The sequence below is a fragment of the Spirosoma daeguense genome (assembly GCF_054776875.1).
The window spans coordinates 324,333-343,566 of record NZ_BAAHBF010000002.1 but is presented as its reverse complement, the minus strand read 5'-3'; the positions used below and the strand labels follow the sequence as shown (position 1 = coordinate 343,566).

The 19,234-nt window shown below is 45.3% G+C and carries 18 protein-coding genes; 6 read left to right on the top strand and 12 right to left on the bottom strand.

Annotated elements, in window-relative coordinates; genetic code table 11:
• Positions 1-58: 58 nt before the first annotated feature.
• Both ACYVD4_RS06330 and ACYVD4_RS06325 read right to left on the bottom strand, forming a co-directional pair.
• Entirely contained in the window at positions 59-472 is a 414-nt protein-coding gene (locus tag ACYVD4_RS06330) for a hypothetical protein (protein WP_460943552.1), read from the bottom strand.
• Positions 473-549: 77 nt separating this feature from the next.
• The gene (locus ACYVD4_RS06325; protein WP_460943550.1) at positions 550-1,092 is read right to left on the bottom strand and encodes an NUDIX hydrolase; all 543 of its coding nucleotides are present in this window, start codon (positions 1,090-1,092) and stop codon (positions 550-552) included.
• A gap of 149 nt (positions 1,093-1,241) precedes the next feature.
• On the opposite strand from ACYVD4_RS06325, the gene ACYVD4_RS06320 reads away from it, so the two are divergent.
• Positions 1,242-2,144, top strand: coding sequence for a DUF2911 domain-containing protein (locus tag ACYVD4_RS06320; RefSeq protein WP_460943548.1), 903 nt, complete (start codon positions 1,242-1,244; stop codon positions 2,142-2,144).
• A 182-nt stretch (positions 2,145-2,326) separates the two neighbouring features.
• The gene (locus tag ACYVD4_RS06315; protein ID WP_460943546.1) at positions 2,327-3,106 is read left to right on the top strand and encodes a DUF2490 domain-containing protein; all 780 of its coding nucleotides are present in this window, start codon (positions 2,327-2,329) and stop codon (positions 3,104-3,106) included.
• A gap of 4 nt (positions 3,107-3,110) precedes the next feature.
• On the opposite strand, the gene ACYVD4_RS06310 is transcribed toward ACYVD4_RS06315, so the two are convergent.
• The 4 genes from ACYVD4_RS06310 to ACYVD4_RS06295 all read right to left on the bottom strand — a co-directional run bounded on the left by ACYVD4_RS06310 (position 3,111) and on the right by ACYVD4_RS06295 (position 7,850).
• Entirely contained in the window at positions 3,111-3,566 is a 456-nt protein-coding gene (locus ACYVD4_RS06310) for a hypothetical protein (RefSeq protein WP_460943544.1), read from the bottom strand.
• Positions 3,567-3,803: 237 nt separating this feature from the next.
• Positions 3,804-5,495, bottom strand: coding sequence for a sodium:solute symporter family protein (locus tag ACYVD4_RS06305; protein ID WP_460943542.1), 1,692 nt, complete (start codon positions 5,493-5,495; stop codon positions 3,804-3,806).
• A 200-nt stretch (positions 5,496-5,695) separates the two neighbouring features.
• A complete protein-coding gene (locus ACYVD4_RS06300; protein WP_460943540.1) occupies positions 5,696-6,580 on the bottom strand; it encodes a hypothetical protein in 885 nt (294 codons plus the stop codon).
• Between the two features lie 67 nt (positions 6,581-6,647).
• Complete coding sequence (locus tag ACYVD4_RS06295; protein WP_460943538.1) at positions 6,648-7,850, bottom strand: hypothetical protein; 1,203 nt, start codon at positions 7,848-7,850, stop codon at positions 6,648-6,650.
• A 45-nt stretch (positions 7,851-7,895) separates the two neighbouring features.
• Between ACYVD4_RS06295 and ACYVD4_RS06290 the strand changes: the two genes are divergently transcribed.
• Complete coding sequence (locus tag ACYVD4_RS06290) at positions 7,896-9,110, top strand: aspartate aminotransferase family protein (RefSeq protein WP_460943536.1); 1,215 nt, start codon at positions 7,896-7,898, stop codon at positions 9,108-9,110.
• 76 nt (positions 9,111-9,186) lie between these two features.
• Here ACYVD4_RS06290 and ACYVD4_RS06285 read toward each other — a convergent pair whose 3' ends face one another.
• From ACYVD4_RS06285 to ACYVD4_RS06275, 3 genes are all read right to left on the bottom strand, one after another.
• On the bottom strand, positions 9,187-9,885 hold the full coding sequence (locus ACYVD4_RS06285; protein ID WP_460943534.1) for an NAD-dependent epimerase/dehydratase family protein: 699 nt from the start codon (positions 9,883-9,885) through the stop codon (positions 9,187-9,189).
• Between the two features lie 127 nt (positions 9,886-10,012).
• Positions 10,013-10,303, bottom strand: a complete 291-nt coding sequence (locus ACYVD4_RS06280; RefSeq protein ID WP_460943532.1) for a hypothetical protein — start codon at positions 10,301-10,303, stop codon at positions 10,013-10,015.
• Entirely contained in the window at positions 10,284-11,870 is a 1,587-nt protein-coding gene (locus ACYVD4_RS06275) for an acyl-CoA carboxylase subunit beta (RefSeq protein WP_460943530.1), read from the bottom strand. The genes ACYVD4_RS06280 and ACYVD4_RS06275 overlap by 20 nt, the downstream gene beginning before the upstream one ends.
• A 261-nt stretch (positions 11,871-12,131) precedes the next feature.
• Between ACYVD4_RS06275 and ACYVD4_RS06270 the strand changes: the two genes are divergently transcribed.
• The 3 genes from ACYVD4_RS06270 to ACYVD4_RS06260 all read left to right on the top strand — a co-directional run bounded on the left by ACYVD4_RS06270 (position 12,132) and on the right by ACYVD4_RS06260 (position 16,244).
• Complete coding sequence (locus tag ACYVD4_RS06270; RefSeq protein WP_460943528.1) at positions 12,132-14,015, top strand: beta-N-acetylhexosaminidase; 1,884 nt, start codon at positions 12,132-12,134, stop codon at positions 14,013-14,015.
• A 266-nt stretch (positions 14,016-14,281) separates the two neighbouring features.
• The gene (locus ACYVD4_RS06265; protein ID WP_460943526.1) at positions 14,282-14,956 is read left to right on the top strand and encodes a hypothetical protein; all 675 of its coding nucleotides are present in this window, start codon (positions 14,282-14,284) and stop codon (positions 14,954-14,956) included.
• Positions 14,957-14,960: 4 nt separating this feature from the next.
• Positions 14,961-16,244: a hypothetical protein gene (locus tag ACYVD4_RS06260; protein ID WP_460943524.1), complete on the top strand. Its 1,284-nt coding sequence runs from the start codon at positions 14,961-14,963 to the stop codon at positions 16,242-16,244.
• 20 nt (positions 16,245-16,264) lie between these two features.
• Here the strand turns inward: ACYVD4_RS06260 and ACYVD4_RS06255 are convergent, their stop codons facing one another.
• The 3 genes from ACYVD4_RS06255 to porQ form a co-directional block, all read right to left on the bottom strand.
• A complete protein-coding gene (locus ACYVD4_RS06255) occupies positions 16,265-17,365 on the bottom strand; it encodes a DKNYY domain-containing protein (RefSeq protein ID WP_460943522.1) in 1,101 nt (366 codons plus the stop codon).
• A 136-nt stretch (positions 17,366-17,501) separates the two neighbouring features.
• Positions 17,502-18,050 (bottom strand): KdsC family phosphatase, encoded by a 549-nt coding sequence (locus ACYVD4_RS06250; RefSeq protein ID WP_460943519.1) that lies wholly within the window; start codon positions 18,048-18,050, stop codon positions 17,502-17,504.
• A gap of 8 nt (positions 18,051-18,058) precedes the next feature.
• Complete coding sequence (gene porQ / locus ACYVD4_RS06245; protein WP_460943517.1) at positions 18,059-19,120, bottom strand: type IX secretion system protein PorQ; 1,062 nt, start codon at positions 19,118-19,120, stop codon at positions 18,059-18,061.
• Positions 19,121-19,234: the final 114 nt, after the last annotated feature.

The following is a 19,234-nucleotide window of genomic DNA, read 5'->3' as shown; positions in this document are numbered from 1 at the left end:
ATAATGAAAAGTGGCAAAAGACTACTCTTCACTATCCATTCTGCATTATTCATTTTCACTATTTATTTCCGACTTCTTCTATATTTTTTGTGTCGGTAGTACGTTCCGGCTGCTTTACGTAGTATTCGCTCGGTGGGCCAAGCGTTTTAGGCTCGCTCAGACGCTGAATTTTGTAGTTACGATCCTGCACATTTCGCGACGGCGTATGTTCCAGAACAATCCCTCCTACTGGTTCAGTTGTCAGCGATTGACGTTTATAATTGGCCAGTTCTGAATTACCCGGCTTTTGCACCTCTACTCCTTTTTTTGTCTCCCAAGTTTTAGCCGCAGCAGCCATATTTGGATGCTTATAATTGTGCGACGAATACATCGGGTTATTCAGAGGTTTCTTAGGCTTGTCATCCTGTGAGTATACTTGCTGTGCGGCTATAAGCAAGCCAGCACCCGCAAGCAGATATGTGAACACTTTCATGACTATTTCTATGGTTTTGTTGTACGGCAAATCTATACATTTGTCAGATTAAAAAACAATTAAATCAACTACTATGTTTATAGTTTTTCTTGAATTTTTCTAATTAAACGCAAAATCGACTCTGAATTGGTTAGAATTTTGGCTTTTCCTAGTGAAATCCATTGAATATTCTCTCTTTCGTCCGAATCACCAAATGGTTCTGAAGGATCAGCTTCCAGCAAAAACCGGATGTCATAATGAAGATGCTGCGGTACGTCTTTTCTGGCAGGAATTGGATGAATATCGACGTCATAAACGGCTGGTGACAACAACCGTAACGATGTTAGTCCTGTCTCCTCCTGCGCTTCACGTAGTGCCACTCCTGCTACGTCGGAATCACAATCGGCATGACCACCGGGTTGCAACCAACGGTCGAGTTTGCGGTGATGAATGAGTAAAACCTGCTGTTGGTCAGGGCTAACGACCCAGGCCGATCCGGTAATGTGTCCAACCAGCAATGACCGTTTGAAGCAGTCAGGGTGTTCTTCGACAAAATCAATTGTGGAATCTGTCATAGCTTTTTCATTCGAATCGGCTGGTTGATGTTGGCGTAATAAGTGAAGCAAATTATGGCGATGCATAGCTGGAAATGATGTTTTTTGTCAAAGATGGTGTATGAACAATATATGAAGTTGCGTATCGACACCAATAAATCATCATGAAGCTGGTTGAGATTGTCTATAAAAAGGCGCAATTTGCCGTCGTATTTTTTAATACTCTATAGACTACCATGCGTAAATTATCTCTTACAGCCGCTACGTTATGTCTGGTTGCACAACTGGCAACAGCGCAAATTAAACTCCCTTCGCCTAGCCCCGGTGCTACGGTCATGCAAACTATTGGTACTACCGATCTGACCATTTCGTACTCGCGGCCAAGTTTGAAAGGTCGTCAGCCATTCACAGACTCGTTTGTACCGGTTGGAAAAATATGGCGTACAGGAGCTAACCAGCCTACTACGTTAACCACGTCGACGGATCTGATGGTAAGCGGAAAGACGCTCCCAGCCGGTACGTATGCAGTTTTGTCTATTCCCGGCGAAACTACTACGTTGATTTTCAGCAAAAACAAAGCGACCACCGAAGCCAATTATAAGCAGGAAGAAGATGCACTACGTGTCAATTTGACGCCGGCAGAAAACAGCGAAAAAGTAGAAACCTTCACCATGGGTTTCAGTGACCTGACCGACAGCACAGCGAAGTTGAATATCATGTGGGCAAACGCCAAAGCTTCAGCCGATCTGAAAGTAGACGTAGCAGCTAACACAGCGGCCAATGTTGACAAAGCCGTTGCTGAAAAGCCAGATGATGCTGCCGTACTAACAGCCGCAGCCAGCTACAACGTATCGAAAGGCCGGAATCTGGAGCAATCGCTTGGCTACGTCGACAAAGCCATTGCCAAACAGGAAAACTTCCGTAACCTCTACGTTAAATCGCAGATTCTGGCCAAAATGGGCAAATACACAGAAGCCCTTCCCGTTGCTCAGAAAGCGCTTTCTTTAGGTCAGTCGTCAAATGATCAGTCTTTCCCGTTCTTTAAAGAAGGTATCGAGAAAAGTATCAGCGAATATACCGCCAAAGTTCCAGCGGCTATGCCTGCTGTGAAAGGTGGTAAAGGCAAGAAAAAAGCGTAACGGATCAGCACCTATTTAAGGGAATAAAAAAGAGGCAAAAGCCTCTTTTTTATTTTAAAACATTTCGAATGCAACAATCCGATTTAACCAACGTGGTGCATGGCTTGTTCCATAAAAGTGCTACGTATTAGTGAAACCCTACGTAGCATAACTCAACGTTTCTGCTACAACGTAGTGACCGCATGAAGAAGTTATTTACAGTGCTAAGCCTGATTTGTTTTATCGACGTATCGATAAGCTTTGGGCAAGCTAGTCGGTTAACGAATTTCAATTCAATCGGCTGGTTTGTTTATGTAGGCGACCATCAATTAACCGATAAATGGGCAATCCATACAGAGTATCAATGGCGTCGAGTTGGCTGGATCAGTCAGCAGCAACAACACCTGGCACGTGTAGGGCTAATGCGCACGCTTTCAGAGCGAATAGACGTATCAGGAGGGTACACCTATTTTCAAAGTCATCGCTATGGAACTTACCCTGAAGTGGCCGAACGACCCGAACCCGAACATCGGATTTATCAGGACGTATCGTTGAAGGATCAATTAGGGAAGCTGCAATTAACCCATCGTCTTCGGCTTGAACAACGGTGGCTCGGTTCACGTAACGAACGTGGTGATAGCCCTGTTCAGGAATGGACGTATCAAAACCGAATCAGGTACCAGATTTCGGCTGAGTTTCCGTTGCAGGGTTCAACTACAGACGATGGAGAATGGTATCTGAATGCGTTTGATGAACTGTTTATCGGCTTCGGACAAGCGGTTGAAGATAATGTTTTCAATCAGAATCGATTATCGGGCGGAATCGGTTATCAGTTCACTGAAGATGCCAAACTGGAGTTAAACTACCTCTATCAAATCAGGCAGCACGCCACTCCCGACCCAACCTCGAATCGATCAGTTGTTGAGTTGAATCACGGTTTTCGGCTGAATATGATCTATAACCTGAATCTTGCGAGGAAGTAATCAGTTATTGATTCCGAACGTATTCAACCTGATAATCAGCAGGCAATTTAGGCACCACAACAAAATTACTTCGGCCATCAACCGGAGAAGATCGTTCGCAATAGTGTTCGGTTACGGTATAAATTATCTTTTTACTGCTATCATCCCGCTTAACATCAAGCAGATAACCGCTGCTATTTCCACGATTTACAGTTGTTAAGCCAAGAATATCAAATTTCTCGAAGTCAATCGTATCTAGCCGACTTTCGCAACAATGTGCAAATACTCGCTGGTACTGCTGTTCATTCGATACTTTGATGCCAAAACGGCTCAAATCGCCAGTTGAGGTATCGTAGGCTAGATACTTTCGGTCTAAAACCCGTATCACAAGCCCGGCTGTCTGGTCGCTGGTTTCTTCGCAGAACGGTTTTTCACACGAAAATAAAATAGCCGAACCGAGTAAAAGGAATAGTTTTTTCATACAGATTGAGATCGTTTATGCACTGGATTTCGCATAAACAGGAGTTGATCATAACGTATCTGAACGGTTATTCTCCGTTTCCATCGAATCCATTTTTTTCGCCAGCCTGTTGCCTGCCTAAGCTCTGATTCAAACTCTGCGACAACCTGCCGTTTCAGTTTTTGATAAATCGGTGGTCGTCTCAACGAAAATATGATTCCGCTCATTGCTTTTATCGCGACTTGTGAACGTACTAAGTTACAACGTCTTCCGATAAATTGTTTGCTGCAACGCCCACGCAATACCTACTACAAGCAGACAACCAATTACGTTGAGCCATAGGAACGCCGTCAGATCCAGATACCAGCTTAGCACAACCAATGCTTCGGCAATGATCGTGGCCCAGAACGTAGCACCTCCCCCAATGGATTTTGCATAGAAAGCGACCACAAACACGCCCAGAATTACGCCGTAAAATAACGACCCCAGAATGTTAACGGCCTCAATCATGCTGCCTAACTGGTTGGCAAACTGGGCTACAATAATGCAGAAAATCCCCCAGCCAATGGTTACCCAACGCGAAATGGCAACGTATTGAACATCACTACAGTTGTTGTTAATCAGCCGTTTATATACATCTACTACCGTTGTCGACGCCAGCGAATTATAGGCGGAAGCAATCGACCCCATCGACGCAATAAAGATAACGGCAATGAGCAAGCCAATCAGACCATGCGGAAGATAGTCAAGCACGAATCGCAGAAACACGTAGTTTACATCGTTGGTATCGGCAGACGGGTTGTTCTGTTTGATAAGCTTCGTTACGTCGTCTTTCACCGCTTTCATGGCGTCGTCGGTTTCACGAAGGGAAGCACTCGCTACGTTCTGCGCTTCTTCATCGTTGGTTTTCAGCGCCGATTGCATATCGAGCACGGCTTTTTGTCGCTGGGCGGCCAGATTCTGATGCTTAATTTCGGCCAGTTGATACTGCCGTGCATACTGGCTTAGTTTCAGCCGATCGGTTTCCTGCTTGTTGAAAAATGTGGGCGATGGATTAAACTGATAAAACACAAAAACCAATACACCCACCAGCAAAATCAGAAACTGCATCGGCACTTTCAGTAAGCCATTCATCAACAAACCCAGCCGACTTTGCCCGATGGATTCGCCCGTCAGGTAACGGCCCACCTGCGACTGATCGGTGCCGAAATAAGACAGTTGCAGAAAAAACCCGCCAATCAATCCCGACCATAAATTATACCGACTATTCGGGTCGAATTTCAAATCAATCAAATTGACACGTCCGGCTTTACCTGCTACGTGCAGGGCGTCCACAAAACCGATTCCTTCAGGCAGTAATTTCACGGTTAGATATCCAGCTAGCCCCATCGCTAACGTAATGATCAGCATTTGCTGAAGGTGCGTATAGGAAATGGCTTTAGTACCCCCGGCTACGGTGTAAATCAGCACGATACCGCCCATCAGCAGATTGGTCAGGTAAATATTCCAGCCGAAAATAGTAGACAGAATAATGGCGGGTGCATAAATCGAAAGCCCGGTCGATAAGCCACGTTGAAGAAGAAAAAGCCCCGCCGTCAACGTCCGGACGCGTGCGTCGAATCGATCTTCTAGAAATTCGTAAGCCGTAAATACTTTCAGCCGATGAAAAATAGGAACGAACGTAACCGACAAAACGACCATCGCGAGCGGTAATCCAAAATAGAACTGAACAAACCGCATGCCATCGGCAAAACCCTGTCCCGGCGCCGACAAAAACGTAATAGCGCTGGCCTGCGTTGCCATTACCGACAAGCCCACATGATACCACGGTAACGACTGCCCGGCCAGCAGATAATCGTCCATACTACGGCTTCCCCGACTTCGAACTATTCCATAGACCGTGATACCCAACAACGTAAGTACCAGTACCACCCAGTCGAGAACACTCATGACAGCCAGCGCATTAAACCGTAAAACACTATAATTTCAAGCACTAGACAGCCAATAACAATGGCGTAGAGCTGCGGCCATGAACGAGCAAATGGAGGTAAATCGGTAGGTGTTTCGGTCATGAAGGGTAGGAGTTGTCTGACTATAACGGCGAAAATAGCGTAAATAGATGTATTGACACCGATATTCACATAAACGGTTTATTTCCCGATGCGAATGTGATAACTGGCATAGGGTGCAAAAGTAAGCTGTTGGGTAATACCCGGCCCCGCTACAAACGGAACGTAAGCGGCCAGATCGAAGGCATGACGTCGACGGTCGAACCGAAGCCCTATCGATAGCATACCGGCGAAATCAATTGCTCCCTGCCCAAACAGAACCATGTTCTCGCTAATTAGCGTAAGCCGGGGGTTTATTTTACGAACAAGTCCGAACGTACCAACAAAATTCTGGGAAATATCCCCATTCGACAAACTCCAACCCAGCCCGAACGTAGTGTTGTTACGTTGGTCGCCAGTAGTCACGATACCCTGAAAATAGCCCAGACTCTCGGGGGCTGTGTTATCGACCCGAAGTCCTACGTATTGCGCATTGACTCCCATCCTAACCCGACCACTCACCGGAAATGTAACTTTGGTATTGAGGCTGAATAGAACCGTTGGTAAAAACGTAAAAAATGACGTACCCACGCTCCAATTGTCGGTAATGCCATATTCGAACTGACTGAAATACAGCAGATAATTATGATAATAAAGTCTGCCTTTTTCAGCCGAAAAAGCAGTCGGTGTCAAACGTAACGTATGCGGAAAGATATTCGGGAAAACTGTTCGTCCCTGCTCGTCTATCTTTTGCATTCTCACAATCTCTTCAGACTGCACCCGTATTTCGCCCAGATTAGTGGTCCGAATTATAGCTTCCAAACTGTCTTGTTTTATCAACTCACCCCGAAGTTGCGTACCGTCTTTCAGCTCAATAATATACGTTCGTTTTGATGGAATCTGGGTCGGTTTGGGCTGATAATAGTCATCCTGCGCCCATGTTAGCAAAGGCAAAACCAACAGAAATACAAGTACGTAATGGTTCATGCTACGTAACCGAAATAGTACGTTTGGTGTGATCTACTGCAAAGTAAGTGCCAGAGAAGCGCTCAACCTACTTTTTACCTATCAGTAATTTATAACCCAGATAAGGATAAAAATAAGCCTGCGTAACGGATGTTGGCGAATAAATAATAACAGTTGTTCCAGTCGGCGACGTAGTTGAACCGTACGAATATTGATAGCGCGACTGAATGGCCGAAAATGCGCCAATATCAAATGCATGACGAAATCGGTCGAAACGAAGCGCAACAGAAAGCTCCGCCCCACTGCCCGTAGCATACGGATTCAGATAAAAGATATTATCGCTTACGAACGTCAGATTTCGCGAAATCTTGTGCATCACGCCCGTCGAAATAAAGGGCTGTTTATAGGTAAAGTTTCGGGGAAACAAACGCATACCATATCCTAGTGTTACGTTCCGCTGGCTGCTACCAAACGACATGATTCCCTGTGCGATGAGCACTTCCGCAATCCGAAAAAGATTGCCTTTCTGTTGTGGCTGGTAAATAGCATTTACTCCAAATCGAAACTGTTCGCCAATTGGAAATGTCAGTTTGGTAGAGAAACGGTAGTTGGCAACAAAAATCGACTCACGTGCTGAATTACTGTATTCAAGGCTACCAAATAACGGATTCAGACTGGCACCTACGCTCCAGTTTTTCGTAATACCATAATCCAGTTCGTTCAGAATTACCAACGTATTTCGGTAAACAAGCCGCCCTTTTTCTATATTAAATGCGGTGGGATTGCTCAGCAGAAAAGGCGAAAATTGATTCGCATACGCTGGTTTTCCAGAAGTTCCTCCGGTTGCTACGCCACCTTTACCAGTAGTTCTGACCGTATCGACACGAACCAGCAATTCAGGCTCGAAATAGGTTAACTGACCATTCTGCTTCCGAACCGTAATCATGGTTTTATCCCGACGAACAAATTTTCCGGGCAAGTGAGTACTATCTCGCAACACAAAAACAGTTGTCGAACTTGCCTGATTATCAGCAAGTTTATTTTGCGTAAAATCGGATTTTCCGCTCCCAATCTGCACAACCTGATCGGCTTCTACATACGAGAAAATACCTTTTCGTACCTGTACTGTAATTACGGAGCTATCCTGTCTTATAATCTTTCCTCGTACCACCGAACCGTCGCGCAGCATCAGATAAGATTGTTTTCGCTGTATATCCTCCGGGCTTATTTTAACGAATTGTGCCCACGTCCAAATTGGGCAAAGTAGCAGTAGCAATAGAACTGTTTTCATAACTCACGATGTTAAGTTTCAGGAATCACTCATGACAATAACAACATGTCAACGGTTACCCACCGACAATTATTCTTTCAGCATATGGCTCAGACCTCTGATTTCCCCTTAGCGTTGGAAATCGATCGGGCCGAAGGTATTTTTTTATTTGGCACAGACGGCCAGCGCTACGTTGACCTTATTTCGGGCATTGGGGTAAGCAATGTAGGCCACCGTCACCCGAACGTACTGGAAGCCATTCATAATCAGCTTGATAAGTACATGCACCTGATGGTATACGGCGAATATGTTCAGACACCACAGGCACAGCTTGCCCATGCGCTTGCCCAAACCTTGCCTCCTTCCCTGAACAATGTGTACTTCACCAATTCGGGTACGGAAGCCACCGAAGGAGCCATGAAACTGGCCAAACGCTACACAGGCCGAACTGAGATCATCAGTTGTTTCAATGCCTATCATGGCTCAACACAAGGGGCGCTCTCCTTGTCGGGCGATGAAAATTTCAAACGCAACTTTCGCCCTCTCCTACCCGACATTCGGAATATTCGCTACAACAACTTTGCGGATATTGAACAGATTACTCAACGTACTGCGGCCGTCATTATGGAAGTGGTGGGAGGTGAATCGGGTATTCGTGTCCCGGATGCTACGTATCTTGAAGCCGTTCGGCAACGCTGTACGGATATGGGTACGTTACTGATTTTCGACGAAATTCAGACGGGCTTTGGCCGAACGGGGACGTTCTGGGCCTTTGAAGGCGTCTCGGTAGTACCCGACGTATTGCTTTGCGCCAAAGGTATGGGTGGAGGTATGCCTATTGGTGCGTTTATCAGTTCAGCCGATATAATGAGCGTGTTCAGAAACAACCCGATTCTGGGCCATATCACTACGTTCGGCGGACACCCGGTTTCGTGTGCGGCCTCGCTTGCTACGTTGCAAACGATTCAGAACGAAAAATTACATGAGCAAGCCGAGGCTAAGGGTCAATTATTCAAGCAACTGCTACGTCACCCAGCCATTCGGGAAGTGCGTGGTAAAGGGCTAATGCTGGCGGCTGAATTTGACTCTTTCGACGTACTGAAGCCAGTTATCGACCGGGCCATTGAACGAGGAACATCAGGCCAAATCGGAACCGCCCGTCCGGGTGTTATTACCGACTGGTTCTTATTCTGCGATAATTCCATGCGGATTGCCCCTCCACTCATCATCACCGAAGATCAAATTCGGGAAGCCTGCGCTGTGATTCTGGAGTCAATTTAATGACTAATGGAAAATGTAGAATGAATAATGAAGGGCAACTCGGGCTCATTATTCATTCTACATTTTCCATTAGTCATTAAAAACGAAACGCTGCTGACCAGTTGAGTTGTTGTTTGGCTTTTTCCGATGAAACCGTTCCGCCATCTTCGGCAATGTTATATATGCCTTGCGTTCCCTGCGTAACAGCGCGTCGGGCGGCATCGGCAGCCGCATCGACGTGAATGGCACATCCGGCTGGTGGCTTATCAAACCCTGTATTGGGGCCGTAGAATCTACCGTAACGTAGTACAATGCCGATAAACGGAGCGTTTAAAGTTTGCTCTTCTAAACTTATAACTCCTTTAGACGATGGATCGAGCGGGTCATTTTCGGTATATGGTACTGGCCCCGGCGCATAAACAAACGCTATACTTTGGGCGATAAATCGCTCAACACCAACCGATAAGGCCGCCTTGATCAGGTTGCGGGTGCCCACATCCCGAATGCGTGCGTTACGTACCATTGCCTCTGGCATTTTTGCTGGATCAAGACCCGGCGGCAAGTCGGTAAGCTGGTGAATCACAATTGACGGTTGCGCTTCTGCAAAAACACGCCCTAATGCATTTTCATCAAAAACATCGACCAGAACCGGCTCTACGCCCATGCTACGTAGCACATCGGCTTTTTGCTCGGATCGTGTCGTACCAACTACGTACCAGCCATCATCAATAAGCAACTGCGACAGCCGTAAACCGATTGCACCAGCAGCACCCGCCAGTAAAATCTTTTTCTGCATAACGTATTACGGAAAAAGCACGGTCAACGTACCAACTAGCAAGGCGATACCGAAAATAATAGCTAAACCAATCAGAACGGTTTTTAATAAGCTGCCGGAGTTTTTAATAGGCTGTTCGGGCATGAGATTAATACATTCCAATTTGTCGGGCAAACCAGAATAAGGTGAGTAAAATCAACGAAATCCAATAAATCGAAATCAACGTCAGCACGACGTAGTATTGCGTGTCTTTAGTTTCAGCGAATAGGTTAATCTGATAATAACCACCAATTCCTATTAACCAGCCACCTCCAACAATCAATATTGATTTCAAAAGAACAGGCATTTTGCTTAGTAGCGCGGCCAGCAAAATCAGTCCGAAACCGGCAATCAAAAAAACCTGAGCTTCTGAAGACTTGTCATAACGGAATGTTGCCATGTTTTTTCTTAGGCATCGACGCGACTTTGTTTTCCAGCATCTGAAAGGCACGTATCAATTTCTGCCGTGTCTGCTCGGGCATGATTACTTCATCAATATAGCCCCGGTGAGCGGCTCGATACGGATTGGCAAACTTTTCGGTATACTCCAGCACTTTCTCCTGCAACTTGGCCTGAGGGTCTTCGGCCTCGGCAATTTCACGCTTGAAAATAATTTCGGCGGCTCCACTGGCTCCCATCACGGCTATTTCAGCCGTTGGCCAGGCGTAGTTCAGATCGGCACCGATATGTTTGGAATTCATTACGTCGTAGGCACCGCCATAAGCTTTTCTCGTAATAACCGTAACCCGTGGCACAGTGGCCTCGCAAAAAGCATACAGTAATTTCGCGCCATTGGTAATAATGCCGTTCCACTCCTGATCGGTGCCGGGCAGGAAACCCGGTACGTCTTCGAGCACTAAAAGCGGTACGTTGAAACAGTCACAGAAACGCACAAAACGGGCGGCTTTTGTGCTCGCATTAATATCAAGAACACCGGCCAATACCGCTGGCTGGTTGCCAACAACGCCGATGCTACGTCCGGCAATACGGGCAAATCCGACAACAATATTTTCGGCGAAGTTCTTGTGCACTTCCATAAAACTTCCCGCATCGACCAACTCGTCGATCACCTCGCGCATGTCGTAGGGCTGATTGGGGTTTTCGGGAATGACGCTGCTTAATTTCGTGCGTATTTCGTCGGAAGATTCGTAAGCCATCATGGGCGGCTCGTCTTCGCAATTTTGCGGAATATAACTCAATAGTTGTTTAAGCGACTGAATACAAGCCAGTTCGTTTTCACAGGCAAAGTGCGTTACACCCGATTTCGTACTATGTGTGCTAGCTCCACCGAGTTCTTCAGCCGTTACAGTTTCGTGAGTAACGGTTTTCACTACGTTAGGCCCGGTCACGAACATGTAGCTGGTGTTTTCGACCATGAAAATAAAATCGGTAATAGCCGGGCTATAGACAGCTCCACCCGCGCAAGGCCCCATAACAGCCGACAACTGCGGAATAACACCGGATGCTTTTGTGTTCCGATAAAAGATATCGGCATAGCCCGCCAACGACAAAACTCCTTCCTGAATCCGCGCTCCGCCAGAGTCATTCAATCCAATCAAAGGTGCGCCGTTTTGCATCGCCAGATCCATCAGTTTGCAGATTTTCTCGGCATGTGTTTCGGATAAAGCACCCCCAAAAACGGTAAAATCCTGCGCAAACACGTACACCAGCCGACCCTCTACAGTGCCATAACCCGTCACGACGCCATCGCCCAGATAATGCTCTTTGTCAAGGCCAAAATCGCGGGTGCGGTGCATGACAAACTTGCCGATTTCCTCAAACGAACCTTCGTCAACCAGTAACGCAATGCGTTCGCGGGCAGTCAATTTACCTTTCGCGTGTTGCGCGTCGATTCGTTTCTGGCCACCGCCAAGTTCGGCTTCTGCATTTTTACGGACCAACGTATCGACTTTCGATGATATTGGAGAGTTTATTAAATCGGTATCGGCTTTTTTTTCAGTTTGCATAAGATTCGGTCTTATCGGAATCAGGTACGAGCAAAGGTAGGCTCTTTTCGCTACATGAAATGCTAGCCTGAAAAATCGGTAAAAAAGGAATACGCAGTTAATTTATTGATAATGTTTTACCACAAAAAATAAAGAATACCCAGACAGAGTAAGTAGAGATTGAACAAGATACTACGTCGCCGAACTATAAAAATCTCACTATTTGATCATTAAAAAGTAGAATAAACTTATTTTTGAAAAAATTTAAAAACCATTCGCTACATGAACTTTCCCGCCCTTGTTTGCCTCTGTCTGTCTGCAATCTTTGTGCAGGCACAGTCTCCGATAAATCTAATTCCCCAACCTGTAAGCGTTGACGCGCAAACGGGTGTTTTTACGCTGAACAAATCGACCTCGATTCAGTACAATCAAGCTAATGCCCGCCCTGTTGCCGAGATGCTTGGGCAGCAGTTGAACGCGCCAACGGGATTTGGCTTGGCTGCAAAAGAAGGGAAAGCCGGAAAAATTCAACTGAACCTAAATCAAACGCCCAACGCCAGACTAGGGCCGGAAGGCTACACGCTTGATGCGTCGCCGAAGGGCGTGATCATCACAGCCAATCAACCAGCAGGACTACTTTATGGCATCCAAACGCTAACCCAACTGCTGCCAAAAGAAATTGAAAGCAAAACCACTCAGTCTGCCAACTGGTCATTACCAGCGGTACGTATCACCGATTATCCGCGTTTTGGCTGGCGCGGTATCATGCTTGATGTGAGCCGTCATTTTTTCACAAAAGACGAGGTTAAACGCTTTATCGACCAACTGGCAAAACTGAAATTCAATACGTTACACTGGCACTTAACCGACGATAACGGCTGGCGTATCGAAATTAAATCGCTGCCCAAACTTACCGAAGTGGGTGCATGGCGCGTAGCGCGAACCGGTCATTACGGCGACCGGGCAGCTCCTAAACCCGGCGAACCTACGCCATACGGCGGTTTTTATACGCATAACGATATTCGGGAGGTGGTCGCTTATGCCCAGACACGTAACGTAACGATTGTTCCAGAAATCGACGTACCGGGGCACAGCATGGCGGCTCTGGCGGCTTATCCCGAATTGAGCTGCACTAAAGCGCAGGTATCGGTCGACCCCGGCACCCCTTTTTCTGAGTGGTATGGCAATGGTACGTTCAAGATGAAAGTTGAGAACACGCTGAACCCATCGGACGAAAAGGTGTATGAGTTTCTAGACAAGGTATTTACCGAAGTGGCAGCTCTGTTTCCAAATCCGTATATCCATGTTGGCGGAGACGAATGTTACAAAGGATATTGGGCCCAAGACCCTGGTTGTCAGGCGCTGATGAAGCAACTGAATATTCGCCATGTTGAAGATTTGCAGGGGTATTTTATGAATCGTGTTGAGAAGATTCTGACGGCAAAGGGTAAGAAACTGCTTGGTTGGGACGAAATTCTGGAAGGCGGTATTTCGCCGGGTGCTACGGTCATGAGCTGGCGGGGAATCAAAGGTGGCATCGAAGCGGCCCATGCGGGACATAACGTAGTGATGACGCCTACTACGTTTGCCTATCTGGATTATAATCAGGGCGATCCAACCATTGACCCGCCGATTTATGCGAATCTGCGTGCGCAGAAAAGTTACAGTTTCGAACCTGTTCCCGATGGCGTTGATGCCAAATATATTCTGGGTGGGCAGGCGAACCTCTGGACTGAACAGATTCCGACGCTACGGTATGCCGAGTACATGATGTATCCGCGCGGTTGGGCGTTGGCCGAAGTGTATTGGTCGCCGAAAGAAGTGAAAAACTGGCCCAACTTTGTGCAACGCATGGAAACCCATTTCGACAGAGCCGACGTAGCACAAATCAATTATTCGAAGGCAGTATATGATGCCATTGTACGTACCAGTCAGAACGGCGACAAGTTACGGCTCGAATTAGCCAGTGAAATCCCCGGTCTGGACTTATACTACACTACCGACGATACTATGCCCGACCAGTTTTCAACGAAATACAGCCAACCCGTCGACCTTCCTGATGGCCCTATTACGTTGCGGGTTGTTACGTATCGAAATGGCAAACCCATCGGTCATTTGATCACACTCACTCGCGACGCGCTCCAAAAGCGTATCGGTCGTTTCTAATCGCTACGTTTTCAGGCATATAAACGTCTCTTTTTCAACAGGTTTATCCTAGCGAAGCAGAGACGTTTTTTTATTACGTACACCTGACTATCAGTGCCGACAGGATGTCTGCGTTACGTTGACCTCTACTACTAGATATACCGGTTATAAACTCATTGCCGCCGAATATGAAGGCCCAAAATTCAGCCTTTCTGAAGCCGTAACTTTGATGTACCATTTTTAGTACACTACGTATCAATTTGTTACGTATCAAACGACGGTATTCAATGCCTTTTTCTTTTACGTATGTGCCGGCTTTGTTGTTGCTCAGCGGCTTTTATTACCTGACGTACCGTAATAGCCCCAAACATGCTACGTTGCTTGTCATTATTGTCGTAACGAGTGTATTAATTGGCTTTATTGAACCCCGGCAAAAATTTACGTTGGTTGGTCTTGCTATTGGTATTGTTGGTGTCTTTGTTGTGATGGTTCAATCGAGAAATGTGCGCGAGAGTAATTTACGAAGTTGGTTTAGTGAAAATGGGTTTCGGAGAATAGAATTTGACAGAGCAAAAAATTTATTTAATACCGCATCTACTGGAACTATTTCGTATAGTATTTATCAGGGATTTTTACCTATCAATAAAGATAATTCTCCTTGCATACTTGCTCTACGCTATAGTAGCCGTCAGAATAATAATTCGGTTCAGATGACGCTTGATTTCTCCTATTATTTTACCAAATCTGCAAATATTGATTGGCTAGAGGAAAATTTCAAGAAAGTTAGAAATGAAACTCTACACACAAATTTATGGAAAAGTCAATTACGTTATTTTGATTTAAAGGATTGCGAAATTTTCAGACCTGCTATTGGTGGTCTGGTCGTGAGCTGGCGAACTCCCGCTACTGTAGTTGGATATACTGATCGCTTTCAGTGGATAATAAATGCCTTAAAAAATTAAGCTAATGAATAGTTCATCGGGCACATTACAGGATAGTGTCAATCTATTTTTCTGGTTATTGATTTACGTACCATTAAATATTTTTTCGATAGTTATTACGGCTACACTTTTTAGCCTGACTAACAGATTTTTACATTTACAATTTCCCGTTTGGGCCTTAGCGATTGGCGCAGCTTTACTCGTTTTCGTAGTAACGGTGAACCTGCTCACTTCAACTATCACCAATTATGCATTATTTTATAGTACTACCGTAGTAATCAATTCAATTGCCGTGTTTTTTATGGTAACACTGACTGGTATTACCCGATTCGTTTTCGGGGGCATAACCCAGTCTACTTTTGTTTTCGAAAAACCACAGCTCATTGCAATTAGTGTTTACGCCTGCATAACCGGAGTTTTTGCCTTGCTTCCTTTATTCGAAAAAAGTAGCGACTATCTTACAGATATTCAGAATGAAAGTAAATTATCAGCACTCGAAAAAATAATAAATACGAATGACGTTGAACGTTTTGCTGAAATACAAAGCAGAAATGTTGACCTATGGAATGTGAAATTACCAAATACGCCGTTAACGCTTATTGAATATCTGGTTTCTAAAGATAAAGTAGATATGGTAGTTGTGCTAGTAAAAGCAGATAAGAATTTATTTACTTATGCGCTCGACTGGCCAATAAAAAGCAAAGCAATGGTTGATTTACTGATTAAAAATGGGATGAATTCTAATCAGGTAGTTGACGAATTATCAGCCAGTAATAAAACAGATCTAATAAACTATACAGTTGAAAAATATAATCCAGATTTCAGAAAATCTGTAAGTTATATTACTCAAAACATTTTACAGAATAAAAACATTACGTTGTTTGCTTATTTACTTAAAAATGGCTTAGCTAAAGATACACTACAGAACGCAGAAACAATCTATTCATTTATACAGAAACAAGATATTGAAACTGTAATTTTTTTACTCGAAAATGGTTTTAGAATTGATACATCAGATAAGCGATTAGTTTATCTGGCAATCATTAACGATAATCTGCCGCTCCTTACGTTTCTTCTCAATTATCAGTTCGATATAAATGCATATTACGACGAATATACCTATCTGGAAACGGCAATTATCAGCAACCGAAAGGCCATTTTCGATCTATTACTAACTCGTCAACCAGACATTGCTACGTTGCATATAACGAAGCTTAATGGCGAAACAAACGCCTTACGGATCGCCGAGAAATACCAGCGAGCCGACATGCTGGATACGCTCAAACGCTACGTAGACTCTAAAAAATAGATACGTAAAACCCATTGTTCCTACATTGATTCTGGGCTCACAAGCTTTCCTTCTTCATAGGATTTGGTTTTGTCGGAGGCATCCCGATGAGCTTCATTCTGTACTATTTCAAACGTAGCAGGATCGGCTCCCTCCAGAATTTTGCCTCTATAATAAACTCGTTTTTCATCGGTTGCGTAACCAGCTTCCAGTACTCGAAACGAATTGATCAGGCTGCCGTTTATTGGTTTTTCTTCAAAATATACGATCTTTTTATCCAGCGAATAGTCATCCGTCAACAACCGAAATGTTCCCTTATCTGCTTCTTTCAGCAGTTTTTCCCGACAATAAACGTGGTTCGTATCCACGGCATAATTGATTGTATTGTCATCCCATTGTCTGAACGTAGCGGCATCGGCGGCTGGCAATCGTTTATCCTGAAAATAAGCATTGCTTTTGTCCTTGGCATAATACATGTCCAGCACAGCAAAAGAAGCCGGATCAGCTTTTTCAATTAAGTGTATACCCGGCGGAATCGACTTATCCAAATTCGTCCAGGCATAATAAACACGGCCCTTATCTTTAGCAAAATTTCGACTGAGAACGGCAAACGAACTGCCTTCGCTACCGGCTATTGGTTTCAACATAAAATAGCCAACTTGAGAATCTTTCCCAAACTCATAATCGAGCACCTCAAACGTTGCTACGTCCTGTACAGCAAACCCGATTCCTTTATAATAACAGCGGAATTTATCTTTTCCATAATCATAACTTAGAACTTGAAACGAGTTCACATCGGCCGATTGCACTTTACGTATCGTATTTCGGCGCGTCGTTTCAAAAAGTTTGAAGTCGATGTAATTGTCGCAATAGAAAACGGATATGTTGTCTTTGCCATAATGTTCATCCAATGCAGAAAAGGTTGCTCCATTGGCATCATCCACGATGACACCACGGTAATAAACCTGCTGCTTATCGCGAGCGAAAACATCATTCAGTACGTCGAAGGATGCGTAGTCTGCGCTATTAATGGGCGAGTCTTTGAAATAAACCGTTCCATTTTTTTTCGTGTAACTGGCGTTTTTACAGGATGCCAGAAAGAAAAATCCCATTAGCGACAACAGCAACTTTAACAATCTCATAATGACCACAAAGCAATCAGATTTCAACTTACTTTATGTTCAAATTTATGAATTACAGATAGCCTCTCCCACTACCGATGAATAGCTGGTCTATCTGAGAAAATAACAGGCTGTTTTTTGTGTTTATCTGGCAAGCTTACTGTTCCTGCCCATCGTCTGATACGTCGACTGGGCCAGCGATATTTTCAGTCTGTTTCGCATCGATAATGAGTTCGGCTAGTTCACGGAAACAGCCTTCTCCCCCTTTGGTTTCGCAGCAATAATCGACCACTGCTTTGTTGAAACGGGTAGCATCGGCCGGACATGCCGACAAACCAACCGCCTGCAAAATCTCCAGATCGTTTACATCATCGCCGATAAACGCAACTTCCGAAGCGTCTAATCCGGTACGTTCCAGAATGAAATGGAGCAGCGTAAGTTTATCCTTGATACCCAGATGCAGTTCGGTTATTTTCAACTTCGCGGCTCGTGTTATCACCGAAGGCGAGGTTTCGCCCGTAACGATCCCGACATCGACACCCGCCAATGCACGCAGCCGCTCAACGGCCATACCATCGCGGATATTGAATTTCTTAAAAATTTCGCCGTTTTCGCCGTAGTAAACCCCTGCATCGGTCAATACACCGTCACAATCAGTGAGCAGTAATTTAATACGGGTAGCTTTTACTTGTAGAGCCTGATTCATGCCAGATTTTATTTCTTAATCAACCGATCCAGATCGATACGTAGTGACAATTGGCTGGTTCCGGCCGTTGGAACCGACGTAAACCGGGCATACGTAAGCTGGAAGCCACGCGCCTGTACCGACGCGCCAAATGAAAAACCCGGACCTATACCGCCTGTTGCCAATTTTCCTTCCTGCCGTTTTAGGTGATTGTAGCCAACTAAAAGGTGTACGTTTCGATGAACAAGCAATTCAGCGCCAACGCTCAGGTGACGCGCTATTTTCTCGGTTACGCTGGTCGTTTCAAGAATCGGGTTTCCGTTCAGATCATAGCGAGTATTCAGATTGGGATCGTAGTACGTAATATCAAACCGTTGCAGGTGGTGCGCAGTTATCGTCAGGCGAATAGGTGCGTGTTTGGGCTTTATAGTAACGCCCGCCTGTAAGTCGAAAGGCAAACTGGTTAGTCCGGCGGTGCGGTCGAGAGAGCCGTAATTTTTTAACAGGTAGCCTACGTTTCTGGCCACGATACCAAATGTTAGGTCTTTTTTCGGATGACGCCAAACGCCCCCCAGATCGGCCAGAACCCCAAAAGCAGAGTACATTTCAATCGACGAACCAACCGCTTTGACCGTAGCACCGAGTGTAAAATTTCCTTCCGTACGGGCATACGTCAAACTTAGCGCATAGTCATTCACGGTAAACGTACCGTATGTATTTCCTATCGGGTCTGTTTGCGTAAACTCGCCATAACTCATGTATTGCATTCCTACCGCCCAGCTCACTTTTTTCTCCGACGAGTTCGGTTTTACTGGTAAACCATACTGCAACGTATAATATTTTGCAGCAGCCAGATATGGCATCAAACTGATAGCGAGCTGGTTAGAACGTACTGAATCGGCCAGAGCTGGATTATTCAGGTGATATTCGCCATCGGGACTAACGGCGGTGGCTACCTGCCCCCCCAGAGCAGCGACACGGGCATGCGTTGGCAAATCGAGAAACGAAAACACCCGCTGCCCACCAAATGGCTGACCTATTGCCCAGAGCGGGCACAGCAAAAGCAGACAAAAAATAATGCGGGTGTTCAAGCGGATCAAAGGCGCAGTTTAGTACAAAGAAACGCCATTTTCGGGCACTGTGAAAGTATTTTCCTCAGATTCACCAGCAGGCAGCATTTACCCAACGTTCCATTGAACAAACAT